This is a genomic window from Acidovorax sp. 94, from assembly GCF_003634645.1.
Lineage (GTDB): Bacteria > Pseudomonadota > Gammaproteobacteria > Burkholderiales > Burkholderiaceae_C > Acidovorax > Acidovorax facilis.
Map to the genome: position 1 here is coordinate 3,394,328 of NZ_RBJA01000001.1, position 15,657 is coordinate 3,409,984.

At 65.1% G+C, this 15,657-nt stretch carries 14 protein-coding genes; 4 read left to right on the forward strand and 10 right to left on the reverse strand.

The genetic code is table 11. The features are described 5' to 3' along the window. Positions 1-8 precede the first annotated feature (8 nt). From C8C94_RS15605 to C8C94_RS15645, 9 genes are read right to left on the reverse strand one after another with little or no spacing between them, the layout of a single operon-like run. Positions 9-1,139, reverse strand: coding sequence for an FAD-dependent oxidoreductase (locus C8C94_RS15605; protein ID WP_121421367.1), 1,131 nt, complete (start codon positions 1,137-1,139; stop codon positions 9-11). Continuing rightward, the gene (locus C8C94_RS15610) at positions 1,136-1,486 is read right to left on the reverse strand and encodes a Rieske (2Fe-2S) protein (protein WP_121421368.1); all 351 of its coding nucleotides are present in this window, start codon (positions 1,484-1,486) and stop codon (positions 1,136-1,138) included. The genes C8C94_RS15605 and C8C94_RS15610 overlap by 4 nt, the downstream gene beginning before the upstream one ends. Positions 1,487-1,495: 9 nt before the next feature. Then, positions 1,496-2,437 carry a VOC family protein gene (locus C8C94_RS15615; RefSeq protein ID WP_121421369.1) on the reverse strand — a complete coding sequence of 314 codons (942 nt, stop codon included), beginning with the start codon at positions 2,435-2,437 and terminating at the stop codon, positions 1,496-1,498. Between the two features lie 46 nt (positions 2,438-2,483). Further along, positions 2,484-3,647, reverse strand: coding sequence for a S9 family peptidase (locus C8C94_RS15620; protein ID WP_121421370.1), 1,164 nt, complete (start codon positions 3,645-3,647; stop codon positions 2,484-2,486). Between the two features lie 4 nt (positions 3,648-3,651). Then, positions 3,652-4,149 carry a nuclear transport factor 2 family protein gene (locus C8C94_RS15625; RefSeq protein WP_121421371.1) on the reverse strand — a complete coding sequence of 166 codons (498 nt, stop codon included), beginning with the start codon at positions 4,147-4,149 and terminating at the stop codon, positions 3,652-3,654. Between the two features lie 19 nt (positions 4,150-4,168). Then, entirely contained in the window at positions 4,169-6,568 is a 2,400-nt protein-coding gene (locus C8C94_RS15630) for an RND family transporter (protein ID WP_121421372.1), read from the reverse strand. After that, on the reverse strand, positions 6,565-7,599 hold the full coding sequence (locus tag C8C94_RS25645) for a YCF48-related protein (RefSeq protein WP_158603831.1): 1,035 nt from the start codon (positions 7,597-7,599) through the stop codon (positions 6,565-6,567). The genes C8C94_RS15630 and C8C94_RS25645 overlap by 4 nt, the downstream gene beginning before the upstream one ends. A 13-nt stretch (positions 7,600-7,612) precedes the next feature. Continuing rightward, on the reverse strand, positions 7,613-8,965 hold the full coding sequence (locus C8C94_RS15640; protein ID WP_055401987.1) for a DUF1329 domain-containing protein: 1,353 nt from the start codon (positions 8,963-8,965) through the stop codon (positions 7,613-7,615). Positions 8,966-8,979: 14 nt separating this feature from the next. Beyond that, complete coding sequence (locus tag C8C94_RS15645) at positions 8,980-10,644, reverse strand: DUF1302 domain-containing protein (protein WP_121422904.1); 1,665 nt, start codon at positions 10,642-10,644, stop codon at positions 8,980-8,982. A 154-nt stretch (positions 10,645-10,798) separates the two neighbouring features. Here C8C94_RS15645 and C8C94_RS15650 point away from each other — a divergent pair, with 154 nt between their 5' ends. Both C8C94_RS15650 and C8C94_RS15655 read left to right on the forward strand, forming a co-directional pair. Continuing rightward, positions 10,799-11,710: a LysR family transcriptional regulator gene (locus tag C8C94_RS15650; protein WP_055401989.1), complete on the forward strand. Its 912-nt coding sequence runs from the start codon at positions 10,799-10,801 to the stop codon at positions 11,708-11,710. A gap of 175 nt (positions 11,711-11,885) precedes the next feature. After that, positions 11,886-12,800: an EamA family transporter gene (locus tag C8C94_RS15655; RefSeq protein WP_082437637.1), complete on the forward strand. Its 915-nt coding sequence runs from the start codon at positions 11,886-11,888 to the stop codon at positions 12,798-12,800. Positions 12,801-12,816: 16 nt separating this feature from the next. On the opposite strand, the gene C8C94_RS15660 is transcribed toward C8C94_RS15655, so the two are convergent. Continuing rightward, positions 12,817-13,332, reverse strand: a complete 516-nt coding sequence (locus C8C94_RS15660; RefSeq protein WP_055401991.1) for an Lrp/AsnC family transcriptional regulator — start codon at positions 13,330-13,332, stop codon at positions 12,817-12,819. Positions 13,333-13,492: 160 nt separating this feature from the next. Between C8C94_RS15660 and C8C94_RS15665 the strand changes: the two genes are divergently transcribed. Together C8C94_RS15665 and C8C94_RS15670 are read left to right on the forward strand one after the other, a co-directional pair. Next, positions 13,493-14,509 carry a 1-aminocyclopropane-1-carboxylate deaminase gene (locus C8C94_RS15665; RefSeq protein WP_055401993.1) on the forward strand — a complete coding sequence of 339 codons (1,017 nt, stop codon included), beginning with the start codon at positions 13,493-13,495 and terminating at the stop codon, positions 14,507-14,509. Positions 14,510-14,619: 110 nt separating this feature from the next. Next, a complete protein-coding gene (locus tag C8C94_RS15670; RefSeq protein WP_082437638.1) occupies positions 14,620-15,618 on the forward strand; it encodes a tripartite tricarboxylate transporter substrate binding protein in 999 nt (332 codons plus the stop codon). Positions 15,619-15,657: the final 39 nt, after the last annotated feature.

The window sequence follows — 15,657 nt, forward strand, 5'->3', positions numbered from 1 at the left end:
ACCTCGCCTCAGATGGGTTGGGACAACGCCATGAGGGACTCGCGCATGATGCGCGAGTGCTCCTCCTTGTCGCCGCCTTCGATCTCGATCTCACCCAGCCGGGCGGAGTTTTCGACCACCATGCGGCAGCGCTCCCAGCGCCGGGCTTCAAAGGCCGACAACGCGGTCGGTACATCGCCCGCCTGCGCCAGTTCATCGGCCAGCACCAAGGCGTCCTCGATACCGATACAGGCCCCTGACGCCAGATGCGGCGTGGTGGCGTGCACCGTGTCACCAATCAGCACCACCCGGCCGCGCGACCACGGGCGTGGCATGAGCAGGCCTTCGAGCGGGCGAAACACAATCTGTGAATCCGGTCCGATCTGGCTGCGGATGGACTGCAGCGTGGGTGCGGAAAACCCGTCGAGCAATGCGCGCAAACGGTCCGCAAAGGTGGCCGGATCAACATGGTCGTTGGTCGGGCGCGGCTCGGTGACGAAGAGGTACATCTCCGTCTTGGAGACAGGGTTCACGCCGGGTTTGATCTTCGGGCCCATCCACATCGTGGCGGTCTCGATCTCTGGCGGCCTTGGTAGCACGGCGCGCCACACCGCCTGGCCGCTGTAGCGTGGCTGGGGAGCGTTTTCAAACACCGCTTCACGCACCTTGGAGTACAGGCCGTCGGCACCGATCACCAGGTCATAGCGCTGGCGCTGTCCGTCGGTGAAAGTGACCTGCACGCCATCGGAATCTTGCTCGATGGCAGAGAAGGTGCAGCCCAGGCGAACGTTGGTGCCCGCCGCGCGGGTGGCCTCGGCCAGGATGCGGGCCAGCACCGGGCGCATGATGGCGCCACCGCCGGGGATATCGTCCCCCGCAATGCGGGGCGTGGGCAAGGTGGCCACCTGAGGGCCGTGGGGCAGGTGCAGGTTCACGCCATCCGAGGCGTTGCCCTGCGCCAGAAACGCTTCGAGAATTCCCAGGCGCCGAAACGCCCGCAGCGTCGCTCCCCCCAAGCTGATGCCCGCACCATAGCTGCGCCAGCCGGGGTCGATCTCTACCAGGTCCACCTGGGCGCCCTGCTTGCGCAGTTCGATGGCGGCGGCCATGCCGGAAAAGCCCCCGCCGATGATCAAAATGCGTTGGTGTGAAAGGCTCATGGGTTTGTCTCCTTGTGATTGGTATGGGCGATATGGATCTCGCCGTTCGCTTGTACTGTCAATGGCACGGGCGTCAGTGCATCGCCCAGGCACGGGCCCAAGGTACACAACCCGGTGGTGATGTCAAACAGCGCACCGTGGGCCGCGCAGACGATGCGATCACCTGCTGCATTCAGGTACTTATCCTTGCGCCATGCCATGGGGGTGTCCAGGTGGGGGCACACATCGGCATAGGCGTACAGCCGCTCGCCCTGGCGCACGATGAGCACCGTGTCCTGCCCACGGCCTGCGGGGTCAAAGCCCCGCGACTCACCATCGGGCAGATCGCTCCAGTGGCAGAGCTTCATGCTCGGCTCTCAGTGCGGTGCACCAGCAGGCGGCGGGCCCGAAGGCGCCCACTTCTCGCGGTGTTGAAAGAGGAAGAGCTGCGAAGCATCGGCACTCATCGGCACCTCGCGCGCGGCCCAGGTGTCGTCATGCTGGTCCATGTCGGCGTCGTACTCCACATGGCAACCCAGGGGCGAGTTGAAGTACCAGAACCAGTTGCTGCCAAACTTGTGGCGCCCCGGCCCCCAGAAGCTCTGGTAGCCCTTTTCGACAAAACGGGTGCCCGCCAGCAACACATCAGTGGGGCCGCCCATGTGGAAAGTGAAGTGTTCGCAGCCCTTCATGAACGGAGGCGTCTGGATCATGAACAGCGTGTGGTGGTCTTGCGTGCCCGCAGGGCGCAAGAACGGTCCCACACCCGTGAAGCGATCGGTGCACACAAAGCCCAGTCGGACGTAGAACGCCTCGGCCTTGGCCGCGTCGGGCACGAAATACACCACATGCGACAGCGAACGGGGCCGCGCCGCCATGTCGGGCGACAGGCCCAGGGCGTTGGGCCCACGCTGCGGGACGGCACCGGGCGCGTTCACGGCCTCGGCAGGCAATGCCAGCGGCTTGCGCACCGTGACCTGGAAAGCGAGGGCAAAGCCCAAGTCATCGGTGGTGCGCAGCACACCGCCCTGGCGCACCACGGCGCGGTCGCGCGCCAGCTCGGCTTCGATGGCGTCGAGCGTGGCCGCATCTGCGACCCCGTAGACCGTTTCGCGCAACATGCTGGCAGTGCCCAGCGCGGGTGGCAGGGAAGGATCGCCCTGGGAGCGGATCTCCACGCACGTGCCGTCCAGTGCTTCAAAGCGCCCACCAGCAGCGGTGACGCCCACGGGAGTGAGTCCGTAGTCGGTGAGGTACTGGGCGCAGGCAGCGACGTCGTCCACGCCAAAAACGAGCGCGTCGGGTCCAATGATGTTCATCTGTTGATCCTTGGTGGTAGAGGTTTTCAGGGCAGGTGCGGGGCTCTCAGGCGGTATGACCACCCAGGGTCTGGGCCACCCAGTCGGCGATGTAGTGGCCGGCGTTGATGCTGTTATCAAAGCTGGCGTGCTGCGACCCACCCTCGCGGTCGGTGAACACCTTGAGTTCGCGCTGGGGGCTGTTGACCAGCTGCTCGTAGGTGCGGTGCGCCCACTTGAGCGGGATCTGCGAGTCGCGCTCGCCGTGCGTCACCAGGAAAGGCACCTTGATCTTCTCGACCACACCATCGAGGTGCACGTTTTCCGCGATGCGCATGAAGTCGTCGACGTCCTTGGCGCCCCAGACCCAGCACACGTGAGCCCAGTAGTGCGGCACGGGGAAGTCGCCCTCTTTCTCCAAGCGGCGCTTTTGCACATCACGCCAGTCATGGTTGGCGCCCCAGGCCACGCCGCAGGCAAAACGCGGCTCCATGGCCACGGTGCGCGGGCAGTAGTAGCCGCCCAGCGAAACCCCCTCGCAGCCAATGCGCTTCGGGTCCACTTCGGGGTGCTGTTCCAGCCAGTCCACCACGCGGCTCGCCCAGTGTTCGGTGTCGTACCGTGCCGTCAGCCCGTGCAGCCGCAGCGCCTCGCCCGTGCCTGGCTGGTCCACCACCAGGGAGGACACGCCGCGTTGGGCCAGCCATGCGGGCAACCCGACCAGATACTTCATTTCCTTGGTGGAATCGAGGCCATTGAGTTGCACCAACAAAGGCGCGCGCTTGCCCGGCTGCAGGCCGTGGGCCGGGTAGTACAACGCGGACAGGTGGGTGCCCTCGTAGGGAATCTCCACCCGTTGCACCCGGTCGCCCAGCAACTGCGAACCCTTGAGAAACAACTCCAGCTCGCGCTGATAGACGGCAAGCCGCCCGGGCGCGTTGTGCGCCTGCAAGCGCTCGGCGGTGATCAGATAGCTGGAGGCGCGGCGGTATTTCTCGCCAGCGGAATACAGCCAGCCGCGCGCTTCATCTTCTTCGGCCAAGCCGCAGAGCTTGTCCGCCATGCGCACCCAGGTTTCACGGAAGGCCTGCGTGCCAGCGGCATCGGGCGCCTTGGCGGCCTCTTGCAGCGGAGCGCACATCTCCTCGATTTCACCGATGCGTGCGCCCATCTCGATGGCCAGATCGACCGAGAGGTTCCAGACGTAGTTGGTAGGAAAGTACTTGAACATAGGATCACTTTGCGGGGGCTTGGGAGGCACGCGGGCCAATGCCCAGCGTGCCAAAAAAGACGGCCGTGGGCGCGTCGGAAAAGTCGGGGACAAAGCGGAAGGACTGGATCCGCCCATCGGTCACACGGAGCACATCGCGGCCCACGATGCGTTCCACACAGGCACGGCGATACAGCTCGCTGCGCACCTCCAGCAGCGCAGACACCCGGTCCCCATCCACCTCGGTGCTCAGCACAGACAAGCGGGCCTGCGGTCGAACCAACGTGGCGTCGATGTAGTGCGCCAGGCAGGTGGGGTTGTCCATGGCCGGAGTGCAGCCGGGAAAATCCGATCGCTCCACCTCCGGCGCGATGAGCGCGCGCACGGCGGCCATGTCACCCGCGTGGACTGCGGCGATGTAGCGATCAAGCACTTCGGTCGGTTGGGGGCTGGGCTGGGCCTGTGCGCTGACGCATGCCAGCAACAGACCGGCAGCAACGCACATCGTGTGGGTCGTGGTCATGGTTCGTCCTCGTTGTCAATCAATGAGCGCCTTGCGGTACCCCGTGCACGTCGCGCGCGGTTGCACGGGCGTTGGCGACGGGCGCCGCAGGCTTGAGTAAAAAGTGGGCCAGTGCGGGCAACAACACCAGGGCTCCCAGCATGTTCCAGAGGAACATGAACGCCAGCAGCAAGCCCATGTCGGCCTGGAACTTGATCGGGCTCGCCACCCAGGTGATCACGCCCACGGCCAGCGTGACGCCCGTCAGCATCACGACCTTGCCGGTAAACAGCAGCGCGCGGTAGTACGCCTCAGAGAGGCTCTTGCCTTCGCGCAGTTGCGACAGCGTGATGGACAGGATGTAGAGCGCGTAGTCCACGCCGATGCCCACGCCCAGCGCAATCACCGGCAGCGTGGCGACCTTCACGCCCATGCCCAGCGCCACCATCAATGCTTCGGCCAGGAAAGACGTGACCACCAGCGGCAGCACGGCCACCACCACCGCCTTCCACGAGCGGAAGGTCACAAAACACAGCACGACCACCGCCCCGTACACCATCAGCAGCATGGTTCGCCACGCGTCCTTGACCACGATGTTGGTGGCCGCCTCAATGCCTGCAGACCCGGCGGCCAGCAGAAACTGGGTGTCTGCCGTGTTGTTGCGCTGGGCAAAGGCCTCGATGTGGGCCACAACCCGCGCCAGGGTGTCGGCCTTGTGGTCGCGCAGATAGACGTACACCGTCAACAACCCACAGGCATCGTTGTAGAGCCCACGGGGTGCGCTGGCCGTCACGGTGTTGAGCATGTCCTGGTTGGGCAAGAACTCGTACCACCGTGGGTTGCCTTCGTTAAGGCCCGACAGCACCCGGCGGTTGAGCAGAGAGAGCGAGTTGGTGCTCTCGACGCCGTCGATCTGGCGCAGCTCCCATTCGAGCGCATCGACCTTGTTCAGCGCTTCGAAGTGGGAGCACTGCCCCTCAGGCGTCTTGACCATCACCGCCAGCACGTCACTGCCCGCGCCATAGGCTGCGTTCATGAATCCCACATCGCGGTTGTAGCGGCTGTCTGCGCGCAACTCGGGCGCCCCCGGGTCCAGGTCGCCAATCTTGAGCTGCGTGCTGACAAGAAAGCCCCCCACCCCCATGACCAGCCCGGCGGCCACGGCCACCGTGGCCCAAGGCCGCTGGGTGAAGCGGTCGAGCAGAGCCCACAGGGGATGTTTGGCAGCGCCCTCCGCATCGGCCTGCTCGGCGCGCAGACTGCGCTCGGCAGCCCGCGCACTGACGCCGGTGTAGCTCAGCAAAATCGGCAACAGGATCAGGTTGGTGAAGATCAGCACGGCCACGCCAATCGACGCGGCAATGGCCAGTTCGCGGATGACCTGGATGTCGATGACGAGCAGCACGGCAAACCCGACCGCATCCGCCAGCAGCGCCGTCAGGCCTGCCAGGAACAGGCGCCGGAATGTGAAGCGCGCAGCCACCAGCTTGTCCACGCCCCGCCCCACATCCTGCATGATGCCGTTCATCTTTTGCGCACCATGGCTCATGCCGATGGCAAACACCAGAAACGGCACCAGGATGGAATACGGGTCGAGTGCATACCCCAGCAAAGGCAGCAGGCCCAGCTGCCACACCACGGCCACCAGCGACGCCAGCACCACCAGCAGCGTGGAACGGATGCAGCGCGTGTACCAGAACACCATGGCCGTGGCGATGGCTACCGCCATGGCAAAGAACACCAGCACGGCCCGTACGCCATCGATCAGGTCGCCCACGATCTTGGCAAAGCCGGTGATGTGGATAGCCACGCCTTCAGCCTCGTACTTTCCGCGCAGCGTCTCCAACTGCCGCGACAGCAGGGCGTAGTCGAGCGACTGGCCCTGGGCATCCTTGGCCAGCAGGGGCACAAAGATCACGGTCGATGCGGCATCGCGCGCTACCGTCTGGCCGATCTCTCCGGAGCGCGCCACGTTCGCCGCGAGTTGCTGCAGCTTGGCTGGCGATCCATCAAAACCATCGGGAATGACCGGCCCGCCTTCCAGCCCATCTTCGGTGACACCCACCCAGCGTGTGGTGGGGGTCCACAGCGACTTCATCCGCGCACGGTCCACACCCGGCAGCAGGAAGACTTCGTCTGACAGGCGGCGCAGGGTGTCCAGGTACTGCGCGTCATAGATGTTGCCCTGGGGGCGGGCAACGGCCACGCGCACGGCATTGCCCAAGCCACTGAGTTCCGACTGGTAGGCCAGAAAATTCTGGATGTAGGGGTGGCTCGTGGGAATGGTCTTTTCAAAGCTGGCATTGAGCTGAAGCCGCGTGGCCTGCCAACCCAGCAGGGCAGTGACCAGGGCACAAAGCAACACGACTACGGCTCGGTGGTTGAACAGCGCGCGCTCGATCAACGAGCCCGAGCGGGTATCGAAGGAGGGCACGCTCATGGCCGTGCCTTCTGTGCCACCACAGGCACTACACCGGCTGCGCCCAGTGCGAGCAAGGGGCCCTCGCGCTGCGGCAGCAGCGCTGACGGCACGGGTACGGGCGCCGCGTTCAGGGGCACCAGTGCCTCGCCCTGCCCGCGTAGCACTGCGCCCGCCTGTGTGGCAAACCACAGTCCGCCATTGCCGTCGTCGGCCACGGCGGTGATCGCGCTCTGCGTGGGCGATGCCAGCTGCGACCAGGTGTTGCCCACGTCGACCGAGCGCCAGGCGTTACCCCGCAGGCCCGCCAGGACCGCATGCCCGTTGGCCTGCAGCTCGCCCGCAAACCAGCTGCCCTTGTAGGGCGACGGCAAGGCATCAAACGTAGCTCCGCCATCGCTGGAGCGGGCGAGCAGCCCCTGCTCACCCGCCAGCAGCAGGGTATTGCCCTGGCGCCGCGCCACGTACCAGTGCAGGGACTTGGGATTGGGCAACCTGCCCATCCAGGACGCCCAGGTCTGTCCACCATCGGCGGTGTAGAAGGCCAAGCCATAGGCGCCCACCGCCAGCATGCGCTGGGCGTCCCACACCACCACATCCATGAAGGGCTTGTCCGGGCCATCGGCCACCAGACGCTCTGCGTCCTGCAGCGCCTGGGGCGTGGTAGCGGCCGCCTTGGCCAGCGCGGCCAGGCGCCGGCCGTCCAGCCGCAGCACCCAGCTGGCGCCAGCATCGGCCGTAGTCAGCACCGTGCCGCCATGGCCCACGGCCACACCGTGGCGCTCGTCCGCAAAACGTACCATCGTCAGGCTCACACTGACCGGGCAGGCCGCCTGTCGCCAGGTCACGCCCCGGTCGTCGGACAGCGCGACCACTCCGCGCTCGCCCACCGCCACCAGCCGCTGCCCTGCAGCGGCAGCTGCCAGCAGCACGGCGCGCTGAGGTGCCTTCACGCTCAGTGCAGGGCGCTGGAGTGCTTCCCCCACCTGTGCGAAGGCACAGCCCGCCCCCGCCGCAGCGATGGCTGCAGCTACATAGATCGCAATATGCATGGTTCCGTCCCGCTCAGCGGACACCCTCGCCCGCCATGGCATCGGGCGAGAAGAAGCTGTCCGGGCGACGCGGCACGATCTTGTAGTGCTGGTTGCGCTCGTTGACCACGCCGCTGGCATACCAGGCACCAGAGATCAGATCGTTGAAGCCCCACTGCTGCTGCGGCGTGGTGGCAGGAAGGTCAGGCATCACCACCGGGTGGGACCAGATGGTCTTCCACAGCTGGCCCTTGGCATCCCAGCGGTCGCCCAGCACGGCCACCCAGGTGTCTTCGTCCACGTAGTAGCGGCTCTTGGGTGCCTGGTGGCGCTGGCCGGGCTTGAGGGTGGCCTCCACCACCCACACGCGGTGCAGCTCCCAGCGCACGTGGTCGGGGTTCAGGTGATTGGCCAATAGCACATCGCTGTCCTTGGTGGGCGTATGCAGGCGGTTGCTGTTGTAGGGGATCAGCATCTCCTGCTTGCCCACGACCTTCCAGTCAAAGCGGTCGTTGCGCCCGGCAAAGACGTCGATTTCGTCGAAACTTGCCACACCTGCGGTGGCAGGCGTGGGCGTGTCGCAGCAGGCATTGGGCAGCTTGCGCACGCGGCGCTGCCCCGTCAGGTACACCCACGATGCGCTCTTGTCCTGGTCCAGGTGCGACCGGCCCGTGATGGCCTCGCCCGCACGCACCGGTGGGCCGCTGTTGACCAGGCGGATGGTCCAGTACTCGCCTGTGAACTTGTCGTGCTGGCCTTGGGCGTAGTAGGGCATCTGGAAGTCACCACGCCCCTCCACCGACAGCACGCGCTGGCCATTGGCCGTGCCCAGGTAACCCCGGAAGTCGGCCTGCCAGGCCTCTCCACGCCAGTGAAGTTCATGGTTGGCCATGATCTCCTCGCCGGTCTTGGGGATGGGGAACGGAATGCCCCCGTAGGCACCTGTGACCTTCTCGCCATCGAGCTTGGCCTGCACGGCATTCTTGGCTGTGTAGTCATACACCCACTGCGGCGCAGCGGCGGTGCGGTGCGTTTTGTACACATCGACCCGGAAGGTCTGCGGGTATTTTTTAAGCAGGGCCTGGGTGCCTTCGGTCAGCTTGCTCGCATGTTCGGCCATGTTGGCGGCGGTGACGCTGTACAGCGGCTTTTCGCCCGCGAACGGGTCGCCCCGGCGCCCGCCATTCTGGAACCCCGCGATGGGGGTGGTGTAGCCACCACTCCACGCGGGGATGGTGCCCTCCTTGTTGCCCGCGCGCTCGGCCCCCAGGGGAGTCAGCTCGGTTTTGAGTTTGGCGGCTTCCTCGGCGCTCACGGCGGCGTGTGCAGCGCTCAGGGCCACAGACGACAGCAGGCAGGCGCCCGCGATGTGCAGGTAGTGCTTCATGACAGAGTTCCAGATCAGAAAGTGGTGCGGACCGAGAGCGTCAGCGAGTTGCGGTCTTTGAGCGCTTGCTTGTATTGCGCGTTGTTGGCGGCATCGAGCGTGGGCGCGGCCTTGCCCAGGTAATGCACATAGTTCAGCGACACGTTCCATGTGCCCAGGTACACCCCGGCCAGACCGAGGTTGATGTCGCCGCCCTTGTCCACCCCAAACCCCGGGCCGACGGCTGACGAGGCGCCGAACGTGTAGCCCATGCCGATGGAGGGGGTGAGATCCAGACCCGGCAGCACCTGCCGGTAGCTGGGCGAATACACCATGCGCACGCCAGTGGCCGATTTGTCGGCATTGGGGTTGAGCATCTGCGAATTGCGTGTGACCTTGGTGCGCTGGTTCCAGGCCACCTCGCCCACAAACGATGCTTCGCGCGAAATCCACGAAGGGCCCAGCGATGCGATCCAGGACACTTGCGCATGCGCCGTCTCGCCCACCGCGTAGCCCGGGTTGCTGTTGTTGTTGAGGCCCGCATTCACGCCAATGGTGGCCAGGGTGGACTGCCCAGAGCTGGCCAGGGGCGCGTTGTGGCGCACCGAGACTTCCCCCGCCAGGCCCCAGTTATCTATCGTTTTGGAGAAGCTGGCGCCATAGGCGCGCACGCCCTCGTGGTACATCCAGCGGTAGCTGCTGGCCCTCAGCGCGGGGGGCAGGCCTACCAGCACGTTGTTGATGTTGCTGGGGGTGGTGGCGTGGTAGCGGATGGCATAGAAACCCAGATCGGTGTCGATGGACTCGACCCGCCAGCGCAGCTGCAAGCCGCCCTGGCCCGAGTTCTTGGCATCCAGGTCCGCCTGCCGGATGAACGTGCCCGTTGGCCCCGCATTGATGCGCTCTGCACCCGGGCCCAGCGAATCACTGGTCGAGAGGTAGGCCCCCACGGGCATCAGCCGGGTCTTCTCCCACTCGTAGTTCACGTACGCGCCCACCGTCACGTCGGACGACAGTTGCACCTGCCCCGAGACCTTGCCGGTCGGCCGGGCCACTTCCTTGAAGGTGGAGTTGGGCACCGACAGCAGCTTGATCAGGTCCAGCGGGGCCTGGCCGCCCGCGATGCCGTTGGCGCCGAAGAACAGACTTTCGCCCCACAGCAGGGTATGGCGGCCCAGGCGCACGGTGGCCGGCTTGTCAGCCACGTCAAAACGCCCGTAGACAAAGGCGTCCAGCAGCTCGGCCTTGCGCCCCATGAGCTTGCGGGTCTCCGCCGGAAAATCGCTCGCAGGGCTGTGGTTGGACGTGAAGCTGGTGTTGTCCGTGTGGCTGTTGTAGACCTGGTCGTACCAGGCCGCCGCACTCAGGCGCGCACCGTAGCTGGGGCCGGTCAGATCCAGCTCGCTGAGCAGGTCCACGCGGTTGGACACCACGCCGCGCTTGAAATTGTTGTTGCCGTCGTTCTGGTTGGCCGTCACGGGCAACACGGAAGACAACTCAGGCAAGGCCGTGTTGAGGCGTCCGGTGAGGCTGTATTTGACGGTGTTGTCCCAGCGCAGCTTCCAGTCGGGGTTGCCAGTGTCCAGCTCGATGGCAGAAACACAGGGGGTGACAGCCAGAGTGGCAAGGGCCAGCGTGAGGCGGCTTCTGCGGCTTTGGGCAGCACCCCGCCGCACTGCGCCTGATGGGCAGTGTTTCATCATTTGTCTCCGTTCTGTTTTTTTGAGAATCTGATGACCAAAGGGGCTGGACATCGGTTCGGTGGCTACTGTAGGGAGTAAGCTCGCATTCGAAAAATGGATTTTTCAGATTCCATCAATTGATATCGCGAATATCAATGTTTACCCGTAGCTCATGCGATTCAACAAACTCGACCTGAACCTGCTGGTGGCGCTGGACGCGCTGCTGACCGAACGCAATATCAGCCGCGCGGGTGAGCGCATCCACCTGAGCCAGCCCGCCACCAGCAATGCGTTGGCGCGGCTGCGTACGTATTTCGACGATGAGTTGCTGGTGCCGCAGGGCCGTCAGATGGTGTTGACGCCCCGCGCCGAGGCGCTGCTGGACCCGGTGCGTGAAGTGCTGATGCGCATCGACAGCACCATCGCTGAGAAGCCCCGCTTTGACCCCTCTACCGACACCCGGAGCTTCACGCTGCTGGTGTCAGACTTCACCACCACCGTGTTCATGCAGCCGCTGATCGAGAGGCTGTTTCACGAAGCGCCCGGGGTCCAGGTGCATCTGCGGGCGCAAAACGCCCGCCCCGTGGAGCAGCTGGAGGAGTACGGGGCCGACATGCTCATCATCCCCGAGCAATATGTGTCGGCCAAACACCCGAGCATGACGCTGTTCGAGGAGACATACATGTGCGTCACCTGGACGGGCAACCCGCACATCCAAGGCCAGCTCAGCTTTGACGACTACCTGGCGGCGGGACATGTGGTGGCCGACTACTCCGGCGCGCGGCAGATCCCCGCGTTCGATGGCTGGTTTCTGGAGCGCTTTGGCGTCAAGCGCCGCATCGAAGTCACCGCGCCCACCCTCGCATCCCTGCCCAGCCTGGTGATCGGCACGGCACGCATTGCCACCGTGCACAAGCGCCTTGCTCAACGCGCCCTGCAGTACGGGCTGCCCATCCACGTATGGGAGCCCCCCCTGGAAATCCCGGTGATGCGCCAGACCCTTCAATGGCACCGCCATCGGGACAAGGACCTGGCTCTGCAGTGGTTGCGCGAGCGCGCGATCGAGGTGGCTGCGCTTATTTAGAACCTGTTCAAGATTTTTTCAGGGTCGCACAAGGCCCTTGCCGGGATGGGATGCAAGGCGCAAGGCGCGCGAGAAATGTCTTGTTCTGATCGATATCCGGCCCATCGGTACCGGCCACCCCCAGCATGCCCACGCACAATCTCCCCATCCAGCCAGCCCCTTCTACGGCCTCACCATGAATTTGCCCCTGCGCCCCCGTGACCTCGCCCTCGCCCTGCTCGTCATCGTGGTCTGGGGGCTGAACTTTGCCGTGATCAAGGTGGGCGTGGCCGACATCCCTCCCATGCTGCTGGGCGCGCTGCGCTACCTTCTGGCGGCGTTTCCGGCGCTGCTGTTCGTCAAGCCACCCAAGGTGCCGCTGCGGCTGTACCTGCTGTACGGCATGACCATGGCCGTGGGCCAGTTTGCCCTGCTGTTCACCGCCATCCACATGGGCATGCCTTCGGGCCTGGCCTCGCTGGTGCTGCAGGCGCAGTCGTTCTTCACGCTGCTGCTGGCAGCCTGGTGGCTGCGTGAGAAATGGCTGGGCAACCAGGTGGCGGGCCTGGCGCTGGCAGGCGTGGGGCTGGTGCTGATTGGCAGTGCACATGGGGCCTCCATGCCGCTGGCGGGCTTCGCGCTGACCGTGGCGGCGGCAGCGCTGTGGGGCTGCGGCAATATCGTGACCCGCGCCGTGGGGCGTTATGGGCCGATGAACCAGTTTGCCTTCATCGTCTGGTCCAGCCTGGTGGCGCCCCTGCCGTTTGTGGCCCTGGCGCTGGTGATGGACGGCCCCAGTGCTGTGCTGGCAGCGGTGCAAAACCTGTCGCTGAAATCCATGGCCGCCGTGGCCTACATCGCGTGGATCTCCACGCTGCTGGGCTTCGGGCTGTGGACCTACCTCATGTCGCGCTACCCCGTGAACCGTGTGGCGCCGTTCACGCTGCTGGTGCCCGTGGTGGGCCTGACCACGGGCTGGGTGGTATTTGGCGAGCAGTTGCTGCCTGTGCACTTTGCGGGCGCCGGGCTGCTGATGGCGGGGCTGGTGGTCAACCTGTTTGGCGGCACCGCCTGGACGGCGGTGATGGGGCGGCTGCGCGGGGCGCAATAAAGAAATGGGGCTTGCGCTACACCGCCAGCGGCAGCTCGGTGGTCGAAAGCACATTGCGCAGCACCATGAATGAGCGCACCTGCCGCACGCCCGGCAGGTAGAGCAGTTGCTCGGCGTGCAGGCGATTGAAGCTGTCGTTGTCGCGCGTGCGCACCAGCATGAAGTAGTCAAACTCGCCAGTGACTACATGGCATTCCATGCAGCCCGACACCTTGGCCGCCGCCTTTTCAAATTCGGCAAACGACTCGGGCGTGGAGCGGTCCAGCACCACACCAATCATCACCAGCATGCCCGCCCCCACGGCCTGGGGGTTGAGCAGCGCGACCACCTTGTCGATGAGCCCCAGGCGCTTGAGACGCTCCACCCGGCGCAGGCAGGCGGGTGGGCTCAGGTGCACCTTTTCGGCCAAAGCCACGTTCGACAGCGACGCGTCGCGCTGCAGCTGGCGCAAGATGGCTTTGTCGGTGCGGTCCAGTTCGGCCGAGACATCGGCCTGCGGCACATTCTTGACACGAACTTTTGTTGCGCACATAGATTATTCAGAGAAATATTTTCCACTCATATTCTCTTCCATAAACCTTAAACGCCGTAATTCGAACAAATTTTGCAACCACGTGATGCGCGCATTTTTCTACGATGAAGGCACTGCAAGCCCCCCGCTTGCGCCTTCTCTTCATCGACCGGAAACCGCCATGAACCTGCAGAAATTTGCCCGCCACCCGCTCACCTTCGGCCCCTCGCCCATCACACCGCTGCCGCGCCTTTCGGCCCACCTGGGCGGCAAGGTGCACCTGTACGCCAAGCGCGAAGACTGCAACTCGGGCCTGGCTTTCGGCGGCAATAAAACCCGTAAGCTCGAATACCTCATCCCCGAAGCGATTGCAGGCGGCTACGACACGCTGGTGTCGATTGGCGGCATCCAGTCCAACCAGACGCGCCAGGTGGCTGCCGTGGCGGCGCACCTCGGCATGAAGTGCGTGCTGGTGCAGGAAAACTGGGTCAACTACTCCGACGCGGTGTACGACCGTGTGGGCAACATCGAGATGAGCCGCATCATGGGCGCCGATGTGCGCCTGGATGCTGCGGGCTTCGACATCGGCATCCGCCCCAGCTGGGAGCAGGCCATGGACGATGTGAAAAAGGCCGGTGGCAAGCCCTTCCCCATCCCGGCCGGTTGCTCCGAGCACCCGTATGGCGGCCTGGGCTTTGTGGGCTTTGCCGAAGAGGTTCGCCAGCAAGAGAAGGAGCTGGGCTTCCAGTTCGACTACATCGTCGTGTGCTCGGTCACGGGCAGCACGCAGGCCGGCATGGTGGTGGGCTTTGCGGCCGATGGCCGGGCGCGCAAGGTGATCGGCATCGACGCCTCGGCCAAACCCGAGAAGACCCATGCGCAGATCCTGCGCATCGCCCAAAACACCGCCAAGCTCGTGGAGCTGGGCCAGGAGCTGACCGCCGAAGACGTGGTGCTGGACACCCGCTACGGCGGCCCTGAGTACGGCCTGCCCAACGAGGGCACGCTCGAAGCCATCCGCCTGTGCGCGCGCCAGGAAGGCATGCTCACGGACCCGGTGTACGAAGGCAAGTCCATGCACGGCATGATCGACATGGTGCGCAAGGGCGAGTTCCCCGAAGGCTCCCGCGTGTTGTACGCGCACCTGGGAGGCGTGCCAGCGCTCAACGCCTACAGCTTTCTTTTTCGCAACGGCTGACACGTCCAGCGAGCAGCACCAGCTGGCACCGCTGGCCGGGCTGTCGTTGATCTGAGTGGCCCTGGCCTCGATGCTGGAGGCCGACGCTTTTCCCCTCCAAGGAGTGCCCCATGAAGTGCTTGCAGATCGACAGACGGCGTAGCGTGATCCACTTGGCAGCAGCCCTCGCGGGGCTGGGACTCGGCACGCCGTGGCTGGCGCACGCCGAAGGCTATCCGGCCAAGCCAATACAGCTCATCGTTCCCTTCCCGCCAGGGGGCGCCGTGGACATCGTGGGTCGAACGATCAGCAAGAAGCTGGGCGACCGCCTGGGCCAGCCCATCGTGATTGAGAACAAGGCGGGTGCAGGCACTGTGGTCGGAGCGGCCTTCGTGGCCAACGCACCCGCTGATGGCTACACGCTGTTGATCAGTTCGGGCTCCACGTTCACCGTGAATCCGGCGCTCAATGCCAAGCTGCCCTACGACCCCGTCAAGAGCTATGAGCCCATCGGCATGGTGGCCCGCGTGCCGCTGATCCTGCTGGCAAACCGCGAGGTGCCCGTGGGCAATCTCAGGCAGCTGATCGTGGCAGTGCAGCGCGCCCCCGACAAGTTCTCCTACGGCTCCTTTGGCAACGGCACCACCGGCCACTTCGCGGCAGAGCTGACGTGGTCTGCCGCCGGCATCAAGGTGATGCACGTGCCCTACCGAGGCAGCGCGCCCGCCATGAGCGACCTGATGGGCGGGCAGATCCCGTTCACCATCGACACCGTGGCCGCAGCGCTGCCACAGCTCAAGGCGGGCAAGATCAAGGCCATTGCCGTCACGGGTGCAACGCGGGCCACGCAACTGCCCGACGTGCCTACGGTGGCGGAAAGTGGCTTCCCCGGGTTCTCGGCCGACTCCTGGCTGGCCGTGGTTGCGCCACGCGGCTTACCCGCCGAGGCCAAGGCCAAACTGCACAAGGCCCTGGCCGACACCCTGGCGGACGCGGAGGTCCGCAGCAAGCTCATCGCCGCCGGGCTGGAGCCGTCGTACGCCACGGGCGATGCCGTGCTCACGCAGATCGAAGACGAGTTGCCACGCATGCGTGCAATTGCACAGCGCGCGCAGATCCGCGCGGATTGAACGCCGCGCAAGGCCCCTTGCTTTTGGCGTTTTTTGACT